Origin of the sequence: Janthinobacterium aquaticum (assembly GCF_009208565.1) — a bacterium.
Classification (GTDB): Bacteria; Pseudomonadota; Gammaproteobacteria; order Burkholderiales; family Burkholderiaceae_D; genus Janthinobacterium.
Genome location: NZ_WFLK01000002.1, coordinates 187,119 through 202,997, shown reverse-complemented (window position 1 = coordinate 202,997; position 15,879 = coordinate 187,119). Strand labels below are relative to the sequence as shown.

Annotated in this window: 17 protein-coding genes and 1 pseudogene; 11 read left to right on the top strand and 7 right to left on the bottom strand. The window is 60.5% G+C overall.

All coding sequences use genetic code 11. The annotated features are described in order from the left end of the window. Positions 1-54: 54 nt before the first annotated feature. The 3 genes from GCM43_RS03825 to GCM43_RS03820 all read left to right on the top strand — a co-directional run bounded on the left by GCM43_RS03825 (position 55) and on the right by GCM43_RS03820 (position 3,416). On the top strand, positions 55-2,589 hold the full coding sequence (locus GCM43_RS03825; protein WP_152242192.1) for a PepSY domain-containing protein: 2,535 nt from the start codon (positions 55-57) through the stop codon (positions 2,587-2,589). Between the two features lie 143 nt (positions 2,590-2,732). Next, positions 2,733-2,888: a hypothetical protein gene (locus GCM43_RS25750; RefSeq protein WP_193315525.1), complete on the top strand. Its 156-nt coding sequence runs from the start codon at positions 2,733-2,735 to the stop codon at positions 2,886-2,888. Positions 2,889-3,017: 129 nt separating this feature from the next. Continuing rightward, positions 3,018-3,416 (top strand): bacteriohemerythrin, encoded by a 399-nt coding sequence (locus GCM43_RS03820; RefSeq protein WP_193315524.1) that lies wholly within the window; start codon positions 3,018-3,020, stop codon positions 3,414-3,416. A 6-nt stretch (positions 3,417-3,422) separates the two neighbouring features. Here the strand turns inward: GCM43_RS03820 and GCM43_RS03815 are convergent, their stop codons facing one another. Further along, positions 3,423-4,322 carry a hypothetical protein gene (locus GCM43_RS03815; RefSeq protein WP_152242190.1) on the bottom strand — a complete coding sequence of 300 codons (900 nt, stop codon included), beginning with the start codon at positions 4,320-4,322 and terminating at the stop codon, positions 3,423-3,425. 225 nt (positions 4,323-4,547) lie between these two features. Here GCM43_RS03815 and GCM43_RS03810 point away from each other — a divergent pair, with 225 nt between their 5' ends. Together GCM43_RS03810 and GCM43_RS03805 are read left to right on the top strand one after the other, a co-directional pair. Further along, positions 4,548-6,794 carry a TonB-dependent siderophore receptor gene (locus tag GCM43_RS03810; RefSeq protein WP_152242189.1) on the top strand — a complete coding sequence of 749 codons (2,247 nt, stop codon included), beginning with the start codon at positions 4,548-4,550 and terminating at the stop codon, positions 6,792-6,794. A gap of 80 nt (positions 6,795-6,874) precedes the next feature. Further along, positions 6,875-7,441, top strand: a complete 567-nt coding sequence (locus GCM43_RS03805) for a methylated-DNA--[protein]-cysteine S-methyltransferase (RefSeq protein WP_152242188.1) — start codon at positions 6,875-6,877, stop codon at positions 7,439-7,441. Positions 7,442-7,459: 18 nt separating this feature from the next. Here the strand turns inward: GCM43_RS03805 and GCM43_RS03800 are convergent, their stop codons facing one another. After that, positions 7,460-8,167, bottom strand: a complete 708-nt coding sequence (locus GCM43_RS03800) for a hypothetical protein (protein ID WP_152242187.1) — start codon at positions 8,165-8,167, stop codon at positions 7,460-7,462. Positions 8,168-8,292: 125 nt separating this feature from the next. Here GCM43_RS03800 and GCM43_RS25745 point away from each other — a divergent pair, with 125 nt between their 5' ends. Continuing rightward, complete coding sequence (locus GCM43_RS25745; protein ID WP_193315523.1) at positions 8,293-8,448, top strand: hypothetical protein; 156 nt, start codon at positions 8,293-8,295, stop codon at positions 8,446-8,448. 106 nt (positions 8,449-8,554) lie between these two features. Here the strand turns inward: GCM43_RS25745 and GCM43_RS25740 are convergent, their stop codons facing one another. Then, positions 8,555-8,728, bottom strand: a complete 174-nt coding sequence (locus GCM43_RS25740) for a hypothetical protein (protein ID WP_193315522.1) — start codon at positions 8,726-8,728, stop codon at positions 8,555-8,557. Positions 8,729-8,942: 214 nt separating this feature from the next. Here GCM43_RS25740 and GCM43_RS03795 point away from each other — a divergent pair, with 214 nt between their 5' ends. Beyond that, a complete protein-coding gene (locus GCM43_RS03795; protein ID WP_152242186.1) occupies positions 8,943-9,395 on the top strand; it encodes a VOC family protein in 453 nt (150 codons plus the stop codon). 223 nt (positions 9,396-9,618) lie between these two features. On the opposite strand, the gene GCM43_RS03790 is transcribed toward GCM43_RS03795, so the two are convergent. Further along, positions 9,619-10,305, bottom strand: a complete 687-nt coding sequence (locus GCM43_RS03790) for a glutathione S-transferase (RefSeq protein ID WP_152242185.1) — start codon at positions 10,303-10,305, stop codon at positions 9,619-9,621. Between the two features lie 121 nt (positions 10,306-10,426). Here GCM43_RS03790 and GCM43_RS03785 point away from each other — a divergent pair, with 121 nt between their 5' ends. The 4 genes and pseudogenes from GCM43_RS03785 to GCM43_RS03770 all read left to right on the top strand — a co-directional run bounded on the left by GCM43_RS03785 (position 10,427) and on the right by GCM43_RS03770 (position 12,912). Beyond that, positions 10,427-11,011 carry a TetR/AcrR family transcriptional regulator gene (locus GCM43_RS03785; RefSeq protein ID WP_152242184.1) on the top strand — a complete coding sequence of 195 codons (585 nt, stop codon included), beginning with the start codon at positions 10,427-10,429 and terminating at the stop codon, positions 11,009-11,011. Positions 11,012-11,153: 142 nt separating this feature from the next. Beyond that, a pseudogene (locus GCM43_RS03780) lies at positions 11,154-11,778 on the top strand (tyrosine-type recombinase/integrase). Positions 11,779-11,859: 81 nt separating this feature from the next. Continuing rightward, positions 11,860-12,483 (top strand): DUF6624 domain-containing protein, encoded by a 624-nt coding sequence (locus GCM43_RS03775; protein WP_152242183.1) that lies wholly within the window; start codon positions 11,860-11,862, stop codon positions 12,481-12,483. 216 nt (positions 12,484-12,699) lie between these two features. After that, positions 12,700-12,912 carry a hypothetical protein gene (locus GCM43_RS03770; protein WP_152242182.1) on the top strand — a complete coding sequence of 71 codons (213 nt, stop codon included), beginning with the start codon at positions 12,700-12,702 and terminating at the stop codon, positions 12,910-12,912. A gap of 80 nt (positions 12,913-12,992) precedes the next feature. Here the strand turns inward: GCM43_RS03770 and cydX are convergent, their stop codons facing one another. The 3 genes from cydX to GCM43_RS03755 are packed head-to-tail and all read right to left on the bottom strand — an operon-like array spanning position 12,993 to position 15,862. Continuing rightward, positions 12,993-13,109 carry a cytochrome bd-I oxidase subunit CydX gene (gene cydX / locus GCM43_RS03765; RefSeq protein WP_152242181.1) on the bottom strand — a complete coding sequence of 39 codons (117 nt, stop codon included), beginning with the start codon at positions 13,107-13,109 and terminating at the stop codon, positions 12,993-12,995. 27 nt (positions 13,110-13,136) lie between these two features. Further along, positions 13,137-14,291 carry a cytochrome d ubiquinol oxidase subunit II gene (gene cydB, locus GCM43_RS03760; protein ID WP_152242180.1) on the bottom strand — a complete coding sequence of 385 codons (1,155 nt, stop codon included), beginning with the start codon at positions 14,289-14,291 and terminating at the stop codon, positions 13,137-13,139. After that, positions 14,288-15,862: a cytochrome ubiquinol oxidase subunit I gene (locus GCM43_RS03755; protein ID WP_152242179.1), complete on the bottom strand. Its 1,575-nt coding sequence runs from the start codon at positions 15,860-15,862 to the stop codon at positions 14,288-14,290. Before GCM43_RS03755 ends, cydB begins: the two co-directional genes overlap by 4 nt. Positions 15,863-15,879 lie beyond the last annotated feature (17 nt).

Genomic DNA, 15,879 nt, shown 5'->3' with positions numbered 1-15,879 from the left:
TTGCTGTTTTATTCTGCCATACCGCTTGCCGGAAGATGCCTTGAAAAGCCGACCATGACCAGTCACACCATCGCTACCGGCCCGCAGCAGCGCGCCGCCAACGCGCCCAGCGCCGACACCGTCCAGCACCCCGCTCCGCCGGCAACCCGCCGTGCACCGCCAGCCTGGCTGCCCAGCTGGAAACAGGTCTGGTTCCAGCTGCACTGGTTTATCGGCATTACGGCCGGCACCGTGCTGATGATTATCGGCCTGTCGGGCGCCACCATTTCTTTCAAGGACGAATTGCTGGATCTGATGAATCCGGGCGTGCGCCATGTGCCGGTGGAAACGCGCGCCGCGCTGACGCCGGACCAGCTCAGCCAGGTGGCCGCTGCCGCGCACGGCCAGCGCGTGGCGTCGGTCACAATGTATGCCGAAGCGGGCGCCGCGCCGCGCGTGTTCTTTGCGCCCAAGCCGGGCGAACGCCGCGGTGAGTCGGTCTATCTGCACCCTTATACCGGCGCCATCCAGCCCGAGATGCAGGGCGCGCACTTTTTTGAATGGGCCGAGTCGCTGCACCGCTGGCTGCTGCTGCCGCGCGCGCCGGGCCGCCAGGTGGCCGGCGCACTGGCGCTGTGCCTGCTGGGACTGGCCCTGTCGGGCCTGTACCTGCGCTGGCCGCGCCGTCCGCTCGACTGGCGCACCTGGCTGACGTTCGACCCGGCCCTGAAAGGCCGCTCCTTCCTGTGGAACCTGCATGCGGTGGCCGGCACCTGGTGCCTGGTGGTGTATGTGATGCTGACGCTGACCGGCCTGTACTGGAGTTACGACTTTATCCGCGATAATGTCGACGCCTGGGCCGGCCGGCCGCCACGCGTGGCGCAGGCACCAAACCAGGGTGGCAAGGGCAAGAAAGCACCAGCACCGCAAGTCGAGCTGGCCACGGCCTGGCGCAGCTTCAACCAGCATGCACCGGGCTGGACCTTGACCACTATGCGCCTGCCGACCCGCGCCGGCGAAACCGTGCAATTCACCTGGGTCGCAGCAGACGCGCCGCATGAACGTGCGCGCAGCAGCATGGCGATTAATCCGCAGGACGGCAGCGTGACAGAAAACAAGCCGCACGCCAGCCAGGGGCTGGGTTCGCGCCTGGTCAGCATTATCTATCCGCTGCATATGGGCACCTATTTCGGCCTGGCCGGACGCATTATCGTGACCCTGGCCAGCCTGGCCCTGCCGCTGTTCGGCATTACTGGCTGGATGCTGTACCTCGGCCGGCGCAAGGCCAAGCGCGCCGTGAAAGCCCAGCGGGCGATGCTGGGCGGCGGCGAGGTGCTGGCCGCCACCGGCATGCCGACCCTGGTGGCCTACGCCAGCCAGTCCGGCCAGGCCGAACGGCTGGCGCTGGAAAGTGCGCGCGCGCTGCAGCAGGCCGGCGTGCCGGTCGCCGTGCGTGCGCTCGACCAGATCGATCCAGGCGAGTTGCGCCAGTATGAACAGGCGCTGATCGTGGCCAGCACCTTTGGCGAAGGCGAAGCGCCGGACGGCACGCGCCGCTTTGCGCGCCTGCTCGACGAGGCCGCAGCGCCATCGTTGGCAGGACTGCAGTTCGGCCTGCTGGCGCTGGGCGACCGCCACTACACGCAGTTCTGCGGCTTTGGCCATGCACTCGATGCGCGCCTGCGCGCGCTGGGCGCAACGCACCTGTTCCCGCTGATCGAAGTCGACAGGCACGATCCGGTGGCGCTCGATGCGTGGTCGCAGGCACTGGCGCGCACCAGCGGCAGCGCGATCGACGCCATCGGCCGCCAGGAAGAAGCCTCGTATGACAGCTGGCGCCTGGTCTCGCGTACGCTGCTCAACCCGGGCAGCCAGGGCGGCGCACTGTTTGAAATCGCCCTGGCCGGCCCGGCCGAAGTCGACTGGCAGGCCGGTGCGCTGGCTGAAATTATTGCCTGCAATGCCGATGGCAGCGAAGGCGAAGACGGCAGTACGCCGCATGCGCCGCGCAGCTATTCGCTGGCCAGCCTGCCGCGCGACGGCCAACTGCAGCTGCTGGTGCGCCAGGAACGCCATGCCGGTGCCAGCAACGGCGGCTATGGCGTGGCGTCCGGCTGGCTGACGCAGTTTGCGCCGCTGGGTAGCGCCCTGCGCCTGCGCCTGCAGGCCAATCCGGCCTTTGCACCGTGCCTGGACGACCTGCCGTGCATCTATATCGGCAACGGCTCGGGCCTGGCCGGCCTGCGCTCGCACCTGCGTGCGCGCCAGCACGCTGGCCTGGCGCACAACTGGCTGCTGTTTGGCGAACGCCAGCAGGCAGTCGACAGCCTCTGCGCACAGGAACTCGAAGGCTGGCTGCACAGCGGCCACCTGGCACGCCTGGACCGCACCTACTCGCGCGACGGCGACGCGCATGAATACGTACAGCATCGCCTGCGCCAGCAGGCCGGTTTGCTGCGCGACTGGCTGGCGCAAGGCGCGTTGATTTATGTGTGCGGCAGCCTGCAGGGCATGGCGGGCGGCGTCGACGCCGTGCTGCTCGAGGTGCTGGGACAGGACGGACTCGACGCTTTGACGGCGCAGGGACGCTACCGCCGCGATGTCTATTGAGGCCCCATCTGGTGCAATGCATCACAGCAAGTTGTTGACCTTCTGACCAACTGAACTGAACTGCAAGCATGGTGTGACACAAGTAGGACCTGACCGGCAGGCGCCGCAACTGCGCGCCGCCACCGGCTCACCGGGAGACTGCCATGTTGACGCTTAAAGTGCTTGCCTGCCTTGCTCTTTCCACCCTGCTGCTGGCGCCGCTGGTTCTGCGCCAGGCCATGGCGCCCTCCTCCCTGCAAACACTGGAAATGCCGCAGGTTCATGCCCAGGCCATGTGGGAGCGCTGGGCGCAGCGCTGACAACGGGTCTGTGCCGCAGCTTTGATCCAGATCATGGATTTTCATCGGCAGCACGCTCACACTGGTGAGGCCTGGCGCGCCGCGACGGGCTTGAACCGTCCTGCACAGGATGCTCACCGGGAGCCGAGCATGTTGAACAATCAATGGAAAGACGAGATGGCGCTGGGTGTACCGGCCATCGACGCTGCACACCGGGCGCTGTTTGAGGAGCTGGCGCGGCTCGAACAGCTCGATGACCGCTATTTTCACGCCGGCTTTGGTGAACTGATCGCCGCCGTCGAGCGCGATTTTCGCGAAGAGGAAGACCTGATGGAGGAAATCGGTTTTCCGTCGCTGGCCAACCACCGCGAGCAGCATGCGCGCGTGCTCTCGGGCCTGCATCATGCCTGGGCCGCCGTCGATGAAGGCGACCTGGCACAAGGCCGCCATGCCCTGAACCTGCTGCCGCAATGGCTGCTGTTTCACCAGGCCACGATGGACCTGGCGCTGGCCGCCGCACTGGAGCTGCTGCAGCGCCAGCCCGGCTGAACCACCCTACAGTATTAGTACGCTGGCCTCGTCCGGCATCACCAGGCGATACTGGCCCGGATACTTGTCTTCGCCATCGAACATCTTGCAGTACACGGGCTGGTTGATATCGTTGACGGCCGCCTCGCTCATGGGCAAGGTGGCAATCAGCTGCTCGCCGTCTTTCAGCTGCAGGGCGCTGCCGCGCTCTGGCGCGCAGAAAGCCAGCGACTTGACCTCGCTTGAAAACCAGCGCTTGTACCAAGGGGTGATGGCGCGCACCGCCAGGCGCGCGTCGCGCAGTACGTGGGCCACACGCTCCAGGGTCCAGGCCTCGCGCGCCACAGCCGGCTGGATCACCATGCTGGCGGTCAATTCACCGCGCCCTTTGTTGACCAGGAAGACGCCGTCCTGCGCGGCGATCTCGTCATTGATCGGCACCACGAACACGCCGCCTTCGGTGACCCGCACCGAGACTGGCGCGCCATTGCCCTGCAGCGCCACGCGTACATCGTCGATGGTGCCGCTGACCTTGGCCGGTATCAGGCGTAGCGCCATCACTACATTGCCGCGCGACACTTCCCATACTTTTTTGGCCGTTTCATAGCTGTCGCGATAGGCGGTAAAGCGCACGCGCGGCGGCGATGCGTCGCTGCTGCCCTTGACCGTCACGGTCTGTGGCGCCTGGAGCGGCGTGGCCGGCTCAACCGTCTCTACAGGCTGATGCGCTGGTTCAGGCGATACGGCTGGTAAAGCCGCCTGTGCTTCTGGCTTGCGCTCGGGCTGCGCTGGCTCGGGTGTGGCATCCTGCACGGCATGTTGCGCTGGCGTCTGCATTGTTGCATTCGAAGCCGGCGTCATTGCCTCCTGCGCAGACGCCAGCGCCACCACGCAGAACCATGCCGTACAGCCTATCCATTTACGCATGCCTTATCCATTAGTAAGCTATTCACTTTTTCTATTATCGCAGATGCGCCGTCTTTGGTACGGCTGCCCAGCGGCGCACACAATTGGTGCAAGACTTGAGTAATTTGGCAACTTGCGTTATATTGATAATGATTCTTATTTACAAAAAAGAAATCACAAACTCAAGCCAGACGGAACCATCCACCAGCCAGAGGAGCATACCCATAAAAAAACGCCAGGATACTCATGCACCCAACCCCGACCCTTCGCCTGCTGCCGCAATTGCTGCGCACCGCCTTGCTTGCCCTTGCCACCAGTGCTACCTTGCCTGCACTGGCTGCCGACACCACAGATAACACCAGCGCTGCTGGCACCGCTGCTACCGATAATGCGCAAAGCCTGCCCGCCATCACCATTACCGGCCAGGCGCCCGGCGCCACCGAAGGCACCCGTTCCTACACCACCGACGAAATGCGCAGCGCCACGCGCATGGATTTATCGCTGCGCGAAACACCGCAATCGGTCAGCGTCATCACGCGCCAGTTGCTCGACGACCTGGGCGCCATCAGGCTCGACCAGGCGCTGGGCATGACCACCGGCATTCAGGTCGGCCAGCAGGACAGCGAACGCACAAGATACTATGCACGCGGTTTTGGCATTAACAACATCCAGGTCGACGGCATGCCGACCGGCTCAAATTCGCCGCTGCAGGACACAGTGCTGTACGACCGCGTGGAGGTGGTACGCGGCCCCAACGGCCTGATGGGCGGCACCGGCGACCCGTCGGCCACCATCAATATGATACGCAAGCGCCCTACCAAGACCTTCCAGGCCAGCTATGGCGTCTCGCTGGGCCGCTGGGATAACCACCGCGTCGAAGCCGATATCTCCACGCCGCTCACGCAAAGCGGCAGCGTGCGCGCACGTGCCACTGCCGCCTGGCAGGACCGCGATTCGTACTTTGACATGTATCACGAACGCAAGACGGTCGGCATGGCCATCGTGGAAGCCGATCTGCAGCCCGGCACGCTGCTGACAGCCGGCGTCGACTTCCAGGACAACAAGCCGACCGGTGCCACCTGGGGCGCCGTGCCCTACTGGAACGCCGACGGCAGCCTGGCCAACCTGCCGCGCAATACCAGCTTGACCACGCCGTGGAGCACCTGGGCCAACAAGCAGCATACGCTCTTCACATCGCTCGACCATCATCTGCCTGGCAACTGGAAGCTGCACCTGGGCTATGCGCGCACCGAAAGCAGCAACAGCACCACCGTGGCCTATGCCGGCTCGGGCTATCCGAACCCGCAGACCGGCGCCGGCATGAGCTTGTGGAGCGGCGTATGGGGCAAAGGCACCAGCACGGCGGACAATTTCGACCTGTACGCCAGCGGCCCGTTTACGCTGCTCGGGCGCAAGCATACGGCCATTATCGGCTGGAACGGCGGCAATACCGACGCCAAATCGCTCGGTGGCGACGCCATCGTCCTGTACCCGGCCAAGGTACCCGACTACCGCACATGGACCGGCAATATTCCCAAGCCGACCTTCAGGCCCGATGGCACTTCCAGCCACGACCTGACGCGCCTGGCCGGCGGCTATGTGGCAACCCGGCTGAGCCTGGCCGACCCGCTGCATGTCATCATCGGCGCGCGCACCAGCACCTACCGCACCGAAACGCGCGCTTATGACGCGCGCGGCGTGCATACCGGCACCAGCAATTTTTCGGAAACGCGCAACGAGGTCACGCCCTATGCCGGCCTGGTATGGGACCTGAACCGCCAGTATTCGCTGTACGCCAGCTATACCGAGCTGTTCAATCCGCAGTCGAGCAAGGACCGCAACAACCATTTCCTGCCGCCCGAGACGGGCGACAACAAGGAACTGGGCATCAAGGGCGAATTTTTCGAGGGCAAGCTCAACGCCTCGGCTGCCGTATTCCAGACTAAAAAGAAAAACCTGGCCGAACTCGACACCACCGTGCCGCAGGGCTTCTTGCTGCCTGACGGCGGCCAGGCCTATGTTGCCAACGGCGAAGGCATTACTGCCAAGGGGGTCGAATTCGATGTATCGGGCCAGTTGGCGCCGGGCTGGAACGCCAGCGGCGGCTACACCTATCTGCACGCCGAGGAAGCCGATGGCGCACGCGCCGTACCGAGCCAGCCGCGCCACCTGCTGCGCCTGTCGACCTCCTACCGTTTCGACGGCGCGCTGCAGGGCCTGCAAGTGGGCGGCAGCGCCACCGCGCAAAGCGCCACCTACAGCGAAACCTGGTACGGCCGCCCACCGGCGCGCGACCGCACGGCACGCATCCCACAGCCCGGCTACGCGCTCTATAACGCCATGGCCAGCTATGCATTGACGGCAAAAACCAGCGTGCAGCTGAACGTCAATAACCTGCTCGACAAGAAGTACTACCGCAACGTGGGCTTCTACGACAGCGTGTTCTGGGGCGAACCGCGCAATGTGACCGTCAGCCTGCGCGGCAAGTTCTGAGCGCTGCCATTGCATGACCCGGCGCCGGCTGCTGTTACACTGGCAGCCGGTGCCAGAACCATGGCGTACAGGAGTCAAGCATGCAACACCGTTCGATGCGCATCGCCTCGCCCGTGGGCGAACTGACACTGGTGGCGCGCGGCGCGGCGCTGGCCGCCGTGCTGTGGCAGGACGACCTGCCTACTCGCGTACGCCTGGGTTCGCTGCAGGAAGTGGCTGACTGCGCCGTGCTGCACGAGACGGCGCGCCAGCTGGCCGAGTATTTCGCCGGCACGCGCCAGCAGTTCACACTGCCGCTCGATTTTGCCGGCACGCCCTTCCAGCAGGAAGTGTGGCAGGCGCTGCTGACCATTCCGTTTGGCCAGACCCGCAGCTACAGCGACATCGCGCGCCAGATAGGCCGTCCGGCCGCCGTACGCGCAGTCGGCGCGGCCAACGGCAAGAACCCGATCTCGATTATCGCCCCCTGCCACCGCGTGATCGGCGCCAGCGGCGCCCTGACCGGCTTTGCCGGCGGCCTGCAGGCCAAGGAGACGTTGCTGCAGCTCGAAGGCATCACATTGTCAAGCGACAAGGAAGCGCGCAAGAAAGGCCTGGCCACGCGGCGCGCCATGCAGCCTGATGTGAACCAGGGGTGCTTGTTCTGAGGTAACCGACGCGGGCAATCACTCCCCAAGCAGGCGCAACGACTCGAGCCAGGCCGCTTTCCACTCCCTAAGCAAGGGCTGGGTCGCAAACGCCTTTTTCAGATGCGCCATCGGCACCCGGTGCACATCGTGCAACCCGAACGCCAGCGTCACAGGCTGCCACAGATAGTTATTCTTGCCGCCGCGCGAATTTTTGCGTACGCGCGCGCCGTCGTCACCAAAAATGCCCGTGCCGGCCAGCATGCCCTGCTCCAGGTTAAGCTTGCCGATACCGGCAAAAGCGACCAGAACTTCCTCGCGACTCAAACCCTTGATGGCGTTTTTCATCACCGCTGGCGGCGCTGCTTCGGCAGGCGGATTGAGCAAGTGCTGCACCAGGCGCAGCAAATCGCGTTCCTGGAAATGCAGGCCGTCTTTCGCCACCCGCATACCCGGCTCGTCCAGTTTGCGCGGCAGGCCGGACGAGTCGCGCGTCAGGCGCAGCCAGACATCGCTGCTGCCTGCAGCCAGGTATTGCTTGTCTTCGATAAAGACCACTGGCGCCGCATAGCGCGTCACGCCGTCGTGGAACAGCTCGGCCCAGGCTTCGGAATACTCGATCCACACAAACGGCAAGCCGCCCTCTTCCAGCAGACGCGCCAGCGTCCACGGCGTACCCGTTTGTTCGGCAAGCCAGGCACAGGCTTCTGCAGGCGTGGCGCGGTATGGCAGGGTCAAAGTGGACATGCTTGCTTTCAAAGGCCAAAGGAGCGCAGTGTAGCAGAGCGCACGCGGGCATTTGACAAGCTGGCTGCAGCATTTTGCCCGCCATGCTACCTTGCGTTGATCAAGATTTTACAGAGGAGCTCACCATGCACGCCCATGCCACCCCGAAAGACGCGCCCAAACCGGACTTGCCGGAAGAGCGCGATTCACCCACGCCCGCATCGGAAGACCATGAAGAAGAAGTGCTCGACGAGGCGCTCGATGAGAGCTTCCCGGCCAGCGATCCGATTGCCATCCCCTGATCTCGGCACACCGTAGCTGCAAATTTCAGAAACTGGTTTCGCCCTGAAGCGCCCCTTCAGGGCTGAACTGAACAAGAATTTGCTTCGACGGTCAAATGCAAAAAATTTAGCGCCGGGACTTCGACATCAAAACGCCCATCACAACGCCAATGGCAATCCCCGGACCTATGCCCAGAGCAAGGTTACCAATGGCGACGCCGATCCCACATCCGATCGCTACGCCAAGACAAATTCCAATACCGATGAATCTGGCATCTTTTTTATCGGGTGAATCGCTCATAGTATCCTTTTATGTAAAAGCCGGAAGGCCGCTTTTGACCGAGCCCGCTCGTTCGGCCCAGCATAGCAGGTTACCAGAGTGAAAATCTAGCGGCTGTGTCGTCAGGCTGCATTCGCTCCAGAACGGCCATCTGTTAAAGTAACGAAGGCAGTCCCGGCCGGATTTCAGCTATCGCATAAATTCGCGGCCCTGACTGTAATGACAGGATGCATTCATGAACAACCAAACCTCTACCGTATTACGTACCGAGCATACTGGGCTGACAGTCGCATCGATAGATGGCGTACTTGATTTCTGGACTGAAGTTCTCGGCTTTCAACTCGTTTACCGCAAAGAGCTTGGCGGTAGGCACGCGATGGAACAAGTGGTCGGTGTGCCCGGGGCTTATTTAAGAAATGCGCTCCTACAAGGCCCCGATGGATACAAAATTGAGCTGCTTGAGTACGATTCACCAGAAGACCGCTTGATTTTAAAGCAACGTCCATGTGATGTCGGTTCGGCTCATTTGACGTTTGCCGTGACCGATCTGCGCGCAATGCTAAATCGCATGCGCCCTTATGGATGGACGGCAACCGGCGAACCGCAAACCACGCCTGGCGGAACAATCCTGGTTTATACCCGAGGACCTGACGGCCACACTATTGAACTTATGCAGCATCCTGAGTGAACTGCCTGTCACTAAATACTTTATTTTAATTGCTATCTGTCCTCTCAATCAGGAACCCGTAGCGAGACGGCGGTGCGCATATGTGCCGATCGTGCACACGAAAGCTGAGCAGCTCACCCAAAATATGTTACCGAATCGATCGTCCGCAAACGGCCAAGAGCAGACGTTCGCAAACGCGCGAACGTAGCTCCTATTCATCTGTTTGTATCTTTCACAGACATTCTCAACCAGAAAATGCCGGTTGGCTTTTCACACTCTCTCGAGTCTTCATCCGTTCGAACCAAGCGAGCAAGGCCTCACATTCTTGGGGCACGTCCAGCTTGACGATTGCGGCGAATACAAGTCCACCGATGACGGTAATGTCGGCCATAGAGAATTTTTCGCCAGCAATGAAAGATTGTCTCTGAAGCAACTTATCGAAATAATGCATGCCGCGTACTGCCTTGTCGCGCTGGCGAAATCCCCATTCCGGATTCTGGTAAAGCTCCACCGAAGGCCCTAACCCTGGTGTGCCGTGGTGAAAGTAGGTGCTGATGGCGTCGAGCATTTCAATTTCCGCCCGTTTGCTCATCATATGAATGGTCCCTTGTTCTAAGGGGCTAGTGCCAGTAAGGCTGGGCGAGCCGTCGAGTGTATCGAGGTATTGAGTGATGGCAGTGCATTCAGCGATGAGTGTCCCGTCTGCCAACTCGAGAACGGGTAGCGTTCCCGAGTAGTTTTTCTGCTCGATGAAATCTGGTCTCTTGTGTTCCCCTTTATAGAGATCAACCATCTCAAATCGAACTTTGTCTTGGAGATTCTTTTCCGCGATGGCGATCCGGACGCGCGTTGGGTAGGGCCCAACCGGGAAATCGTAGATGGTCATACTTTGGAGGTTGCTGGCCTCAATGTTTGCAGCGAGTTCCGACATGGCATGCTCCTAAATCGTGGGAAGGGACAAACGTAGGCTGATTTTTGGCTACCTAACGTTTGTTAGGTTAACAGTATTGCGTTATACTTTGCTTGTCAATGCCTTTTTAGCAGGAGTGAGCATGAAAATCGAAGCGGAAGCAAGTTCGAGGGCCAAGATCCTGTTTGAAGCCACCAGGATCGCGCAGGCACATGGTTATAGTGGATTGAATTTACGGAACCTAGCCCAGCAAGTGGGCATCAAGGCAGCAAGTCTCTACTACCATTTTCCAAGCAAGGCTGATTTGGCCGCTGCGGTGGCGCGGCGATACGCAGAAGATTCAGTAGCAACGCTGGAGGCCCTATCGTTAGAAGCCAGCGACGCTGAAACCTGTCTGCGGCGCTATCCAGAAACATTTCGAAGGTCGCTAGAAAACGGTAACCGTATTTGTCTTTGCAGCTTCATGGCGGCCGAGTACGACGACTTGCCGTCAGAGGTTCAGACAGAGGTACAGGCGTTCGCAGATGGAAACATTGCTTGGCTCGGAAAGATGCTGCAATTGACAGGAATGAAGCGTCAACATGCTCAAACGCGTGCGTACGCAATTTTTGCGGCAGTCTCCGGAGCACAATTAATGGCGCGAGGGCGAGCGGATATTGGGTTATTCGATTCAATAATCGAAAGCTACCGTGTAGCGGGATTGCTTCGTGGAGAGAATACGACTTAGCGGATAAAGTACAGGTTTGGTCAATCTAGATGACCTCGACAAACCTGGCATTCGACCACATGTCCGCTTTGGGGCGGATGCTGTCGTCCGTCACCACAGCATGAGTACGCCAAAATGAGGTCCGATTCCAAAGGAGGACCTCATGAAACCGAACACGCAGACGCCGGCACTTCAAGCCGCTTGGAACAAGGGGAAACTGATTGGGCAGAAGTCCCCGTTGAAGTTGAAAGAGATATGGGCAATCCGAATCCGGCTCCAGCTATCCGAAAAAATTAGGGACCTTGCTTTATTTAACTTGGCCATCGACAGTAAGCTTCGCGGCTGTGACTTGTTGAGCTTGAAGGTTAACGATATATCACAGGGGCGCAGCATCATGCACCGTGCGATCGTAATGCAACGTAGACACACCGCCCGGTTCAATTCGAGATCACGGACATGACTAGACATTCCCTACTGCCTGGATCGAACATGCCAAGCTTTCGAATAACGGGTATCTGTTCCCAAGTAGGATCGCAGAGTCGCCGTACTTATCAACGCGCCAATATGCACGCATTGTCAGGCGGTGGGTGGAGTCCATCGGACTCGATATCGCGGCCTATGGTACTCATACGCTGCGGCGAACGAAAGCGACGCTAATTTACCGAAGGACCAAGAATCTTCGTGCGGTTCAGCTTCTTCTGGGGCATACCAAGCTTGAAAGTACAGTAAGATACCTCGGCATCGAAGTCGATGATGCACTTGAGATCGCCGAACAGACTGAGGTATAGCTTGTCACCGCCGGCCGAGGGGACGGCGGTCAACTGTCGGCCAAATGCCGACATTGGGCCACCGAACTTGAAAGGATGTTAGTGAAAAAACGATTGGTTTTTTGCGGTTTGTTTGTCTTTGCTTTGCACGCAGCAGCTCGTCAACCTGGCTGTGAGAATGTCGGCGCGCATCTAAACGAGCTGGCCAGTGCAGACCAGCAAATCCGACAAGAGTCCGAGGTGCTTGAGCAAGACCCCAATGCCACTACCACCCAGAGGGATGCTCTACAACAGCGCTGGCAAATTATCGATAGTGAAAATCTAAAGCAATTCAAGCAAATCATTGCAGCATGCGGCTGGCCGAAAACGAGCAAAGACAGTCACAGCGCTTGGTTGTTAGCTCAGCACGCAGATAGCGACTTGGTGTTCCAACGCCTTGCGAGGGGACTTTTAGACGCATCTGTCAAAGCTGGTATTGCAGCACCACGTGATCTTGCCTATCTGGCTGACCGCATCGCGGCCAACGAACACCGTCCACAAGAATATGGAACACAATTCTCACGGACTGATCGCTGCCATTTAGGGCTTGACCAGGTAGATGACCGAGCGTTGGTCAATCATCGCCGCCTGGCGATTGGACTACAGAGCCTTGAGGAATATGAGGCAGAAGCACGTAGGCATCTTATTCCGCCCGACTGTCCGCCGGGTGAGCGCAAAATCAAATGACTGCTTTGGGGCGCAAGCCGCCTGTCAGCATCGAGTCACTGCAGCCATCAACTCTGATGACGAGTGCTGATGCAAAATGACAGCGAATGATGTGAATGGGTGGCGGCGGCGATAAGAATTCTCACCCTTCCCGCGAGGTTTTTTTGGGGCCAGTTGCATCCAAAGCAGGCGCTGCTGCGTATAGCTTGCATCTGGTCAGCAACGGGAGCGTCCATCATGCATCACTACAGCAAAGCAGCCGACACAGTCGAACGCCATGTGTACATGGCCAACCGCATGGATCTGGCGTTCGAGCGCTTGCGCCAGCATGACAACCCGCAGGCACGGGCGCGCTGCGCGCAGTGGGTGACGGCGTGGGCGGTGGCGGCCGGCGCCGATGCGCCGCGCGGCATGAAGCTGCGCATACGCGGCGAGTTCGTGTTGTTGTAGGTCGGATTAGGCCCCGAAGGGGCCGTAATCCGACAACATTGTTGGCGTCAGCGGTGTTGTCGGATTACGCCGCTATGCGGCTAATCCGACCTACCATCCGGCGTGGTGTCGCCGTCTGCCATTTCGTACCACATTGCATTCAACACGGCGAACATGGCCGCCAGCGGAAGGCCCAATATCCAGGCGAAATACCACATGATGTTTCCTTTCAGGTAGCTGATTGATTAATAGGCGTGGCCGCTGTCGTCGGCAATCGCCTGGCTGTCGACCTTGCCCCACAACACTTTGTATACCCAGCTGGTATAGGCCACGATGATCGGCAGGAACACGGTGGTTACCACCAGCATAATGAACAGCGTCATATGGCTGGACGACGAATCCCATACCGTCAGGCTGGCGCGCGGATCGAGCGACGACGGCAAGATGAACGGGAACATGGCCGCGCCGACGCTGAGGATAATGGCGGCAATCGACAGCGCACTGGCCAGCAGCGCTGGCACGGCGCGGCGGGCGCGCAGGAAGGCCAGCGCCAGCAGCGGCGAGAGCAGGCCCAGCACAGGCGCAGCCCAGGTCCACGGATGCGCGGCAAAATTGGCAAACCAGGCGCCGCTGGCCACTGCCGCCGTCTTGAACATCGGGTTCGACGGGCCATCGACCGGCACCACGCTGGTCAGCCGATAGCCATCGACGGTCAGCCACAGCGCCACACCGGCAGCGCCATACAGCAGCACCGTCAGCACGGCGGCCACGCTGCCGTAGCGGCGCGCGCGCTCAGCCACCGGGCCATCCGCCTTGACCTGCAGCCAACTGGCGCCATGCATGACCAGCATCGCCAGCGAGACCAGGCCGCACAACAGCGCAAACGGATTAAGCAGGCCGAAGAAACTGCCTTCATACAGGATATGCATGTCGTCGGTAAAGCGGAACGGCACGCCTTGCAGCACATTGCCCATGGCCACGCCGAAAATGAGCGCCGGCACGAAGCCGCCGATAAACAGCGCAGCATCCCAGCGCGCGCGCCAGCGCGGATCTTCGCGCTTGCTGCGGAACTTGAAGGCCACCGGACGCATTATCAGCGCCACCAGGATCACGAACATGGCCAGATAGAAGCCCGAGAACGATACCGCGTAGAGCTGCGGCCAGGCGGCAAAGATGGCGCCGCCGCCGAGGATCAGCCAGACCTGGTTGCCCTCCCAGACCGGGCCGATGCTGTTGATAATGACGCGGCGCTCGAGGTCGGTCTTGCCGGCAAACGGCAGCAACATACCGGTGCCCAGGTCGAAGCCATCGGTAATGGCAAAACCCACCAGCAGCACGCCGATCAGCAGCCACCAGATCAGGCGCAGTGTTTCATAGGAAATCAGTTCATGCAAAATCACGACAATACTCCTTGAGCGTTAGGCAGTTCGGCACTGGCAAGCGATGGTTCATCCGGGCCCTTGCGTATGGTTTTAAGCATCAGTTTCATCTCGACCACCAGCAGCACCGTATAGATGGCGGCAAAGCCGGCGATGGTGATCAGCAAGGTCGTCACGCCCAGGTTCGACACTGCCACGGCCGTCGGCAGCACGCCTTCGATGACCCACGGCTGGCGGCCCAGTTCGGCCACGATCCAGCCCGCCTCGGCAGCAACCCACGGCAACGGAATGGCAAACACAGCTACCTTGAGCAGCCAGCGATGGGCGCCCAGCGTGCGGCGCACCGACAGCACAAAAAAAGTACCGGTCAGCAAAATAAAGAACATGCCCAGGCCCACCATCACGCGAAACGACCAGAACAGCGGCGCCACCGACGGCACGGTGTCCTGCGCGGCCTGATGGATTTGCGCAGCCGTGGCCTGGCGCGGATCGTCGACATAGCGCTTGAGCAGCAAGGCGTAGCCGAGCGACTGGCCTTTGGACTCGAATATCGCCTGCGCTTCTTCCGGCACGGCGCCGTTGGGGCCGGCAGCGCGGATGGTCTGCAGCGCGTCGTAGGCCTTGATGCCGTCGCGTATCAGCAGTTCGCTGCGTTCGGTCAATTGCGCCAGGCCCGGAATTTCCGTGTCAAGCGAGCGCGTGCCGATCAGGCCCATCACCATCGGAATATGCAGCGCATAGTGGGTCTCGCGCGCGGCCTGGTCGGGAAAGCCGATGGCCGTGAAGGCGGCTGGCGCCGGTTCGGTTTCCCACATCGCTTCAATCGCCGCCAGCTTCATTTTCTGGTGTTCCGAGGCAAGATAGCCGCTTTCGTCGCCGAGTACGGCGACCGACAGCGAGGCGGCCAGACCGAACGAGGCAGCGACCGTCAGCGAGCGCTTGGCCAGCTGCACATGGCGCCCCTTGAGCAAGTACCAGGCCGATACGCCCAGCACGAAAATGGCCGCCACCGTATAACCGGCCGACACCGTATGGACAAACTTGGCCTGCGCCACCGGATTGGTCAGCACGGCGCCAAAGTCGGTCACTTCCATGCGCATGGTCTGCGGATTGAAGGCGGCGCCGACCGGGTTCTGCATCCAGCCGTTGGCAATCAATATCCACAGCGCCGAGAAATTCGAGCCGATCGCCACCAGCCAGGTAGTGACCAGATGGGCGCGCTTGGACAGCTTGTCCCAGCCAAAGAAGAAGATACCGACAAAGGTCGCTTCGAGGAAAAACGCCATCAGCCCTTCGATGGCCAGCGGCGCACCGAAGATATCGCCCACATAATGGCTGTAATAGCTCCAGTTCATGCCGAACTGGAATTCCATCACGATGCCGGTGGCCACGCCCATGGCAAAATTAATACCGAACAGCACGCCCCAGAATTTGGTCATGTCGCGCCAGATGGTGCGCCCGGTCATCACATACACCGTTTCCATGATGCCCAGCATCACGGACAGGCCGATGGTCAGTGGAATAAAAATAAAGTGGTACAGCGCGGTCAGCGCAAACTGCAGTCTTGATAATGCAACAATATCGAGGTCCATGGGATTTCCTTGGTGTT

What these genes read in the sequence shown, in the direction of transcription:
- GCM43_RS03825 (WP_152242192.1), top strand. Translation starts at nt 55, where the DNA reads ATGACCAGTCACACCATCGCTACCGGCCCGCAGCAGCGCGCCGCCAAC.
- GCM43_RS25750 (WP_193315525.1), top strand. Translation starts at nt 2,733, where the DNA reads ATGTTGACGCTTAAAGTGCTTGCCTGCCTTGCTCTTTCCACCCTGCTG.
- GCM43_RS03820 (WP_193315524.1), top strand. Translation starts at nt 3,018, where the DNA reads ATGTTGAACAATCAATGGAAAGACGAGATGGCGCTGGGTGTACCGGCC.
- GCM43_RS03815 (WP_152242190.1), bottom strand. Translation starts at nt 4,322, where the DNA reads ATGCGTAAATGGATAGGCTGTACGGCATGGTTCTGCGTGGTGGCGCTG.
- GCM43_RS03810 (WP_152242189.1), top strand. Translation starts at nt 4,548, where the DNA reads ATGCACCCAACCCCGACCCTTCGCCTGCTGCCGCAATTGCTGCGCACC.
- GCM43_RS03805 (WP_152242188.1), top strand. Translation starts at nt 6,875, where the DNA reads ATGCAACACCGTTCGATGCGCATCGCCTCGCCCGTGGGCGAACTGACA.
- GCM43_RS03800 (WP_152242187.1), bottom strand. Translation starts at nt 8,167, where the DNA reads ATGTCCACTTTGACCCTGCCATACCGCGCCACGCCTGCAGAAGCCTGT.
- GCM43_RS25745 (WP_193315523.1), top strand. Translation starts at nt 8,293, where the DNA reads ATGCACGCCCATGCCACCCCGAAAGACGCGCCCAAACCGGACTTGCCG.
- GCM43_RS25740 (WP_193315522.1), bottom strand. Translation starts at nt 8,728, where the DNA reads ATGAGCGATTCACCCGATAAAAAAGATGCCAGATTCATCGGTATTGGA.
- GCM43_RS03795 (WP_152242186.1), top strand. Translation starts at nt 8,943, where the DNA reads ATGAACAACCAAACCTCTACCGTATTACGTACCGAGCATACTGGGCTG.
- GCM43_RS03790 (WP_152242185.1), bottom strand. Translation starts at nt 10,305, where the DNA reads ATGTCGGAACTCGCTGCAAACATTGAGGCCAGCAACCTCCAAAGTATG.
- GCM43_RS03785 (WP_152242184.1), top strand. Translation starts at nt 10,427, where the DNA reads ATGAAAATCGAAGCGGAAGCAAGTTCGAGGGCCAAGATCCTGTTTGAA.
- GCM43_RS03770 (WP_152242182.1), top strand. Translation starts at nt 12,700, where the DNA reads ATGCATCACTACAGCAAAGCAGCCGACACAGTCGAACGCCATGTGTAC.
- cydX (WP_152242181.1), bottom strand. Translation starts at nt 13,109, where the DNA reads ATGTGGTATTTCGCCTGGATATTGGGCCTTCCGCTGGCGGCCATGTTC.
- GCM43_RS03755 (WP_152242179.1), bottom strand. Translation starts at nt 15,862, where the DNA reads ATGGACCTCGATATTGTTGCATTATCAAGACTGCAGTTTGCGCTGACC.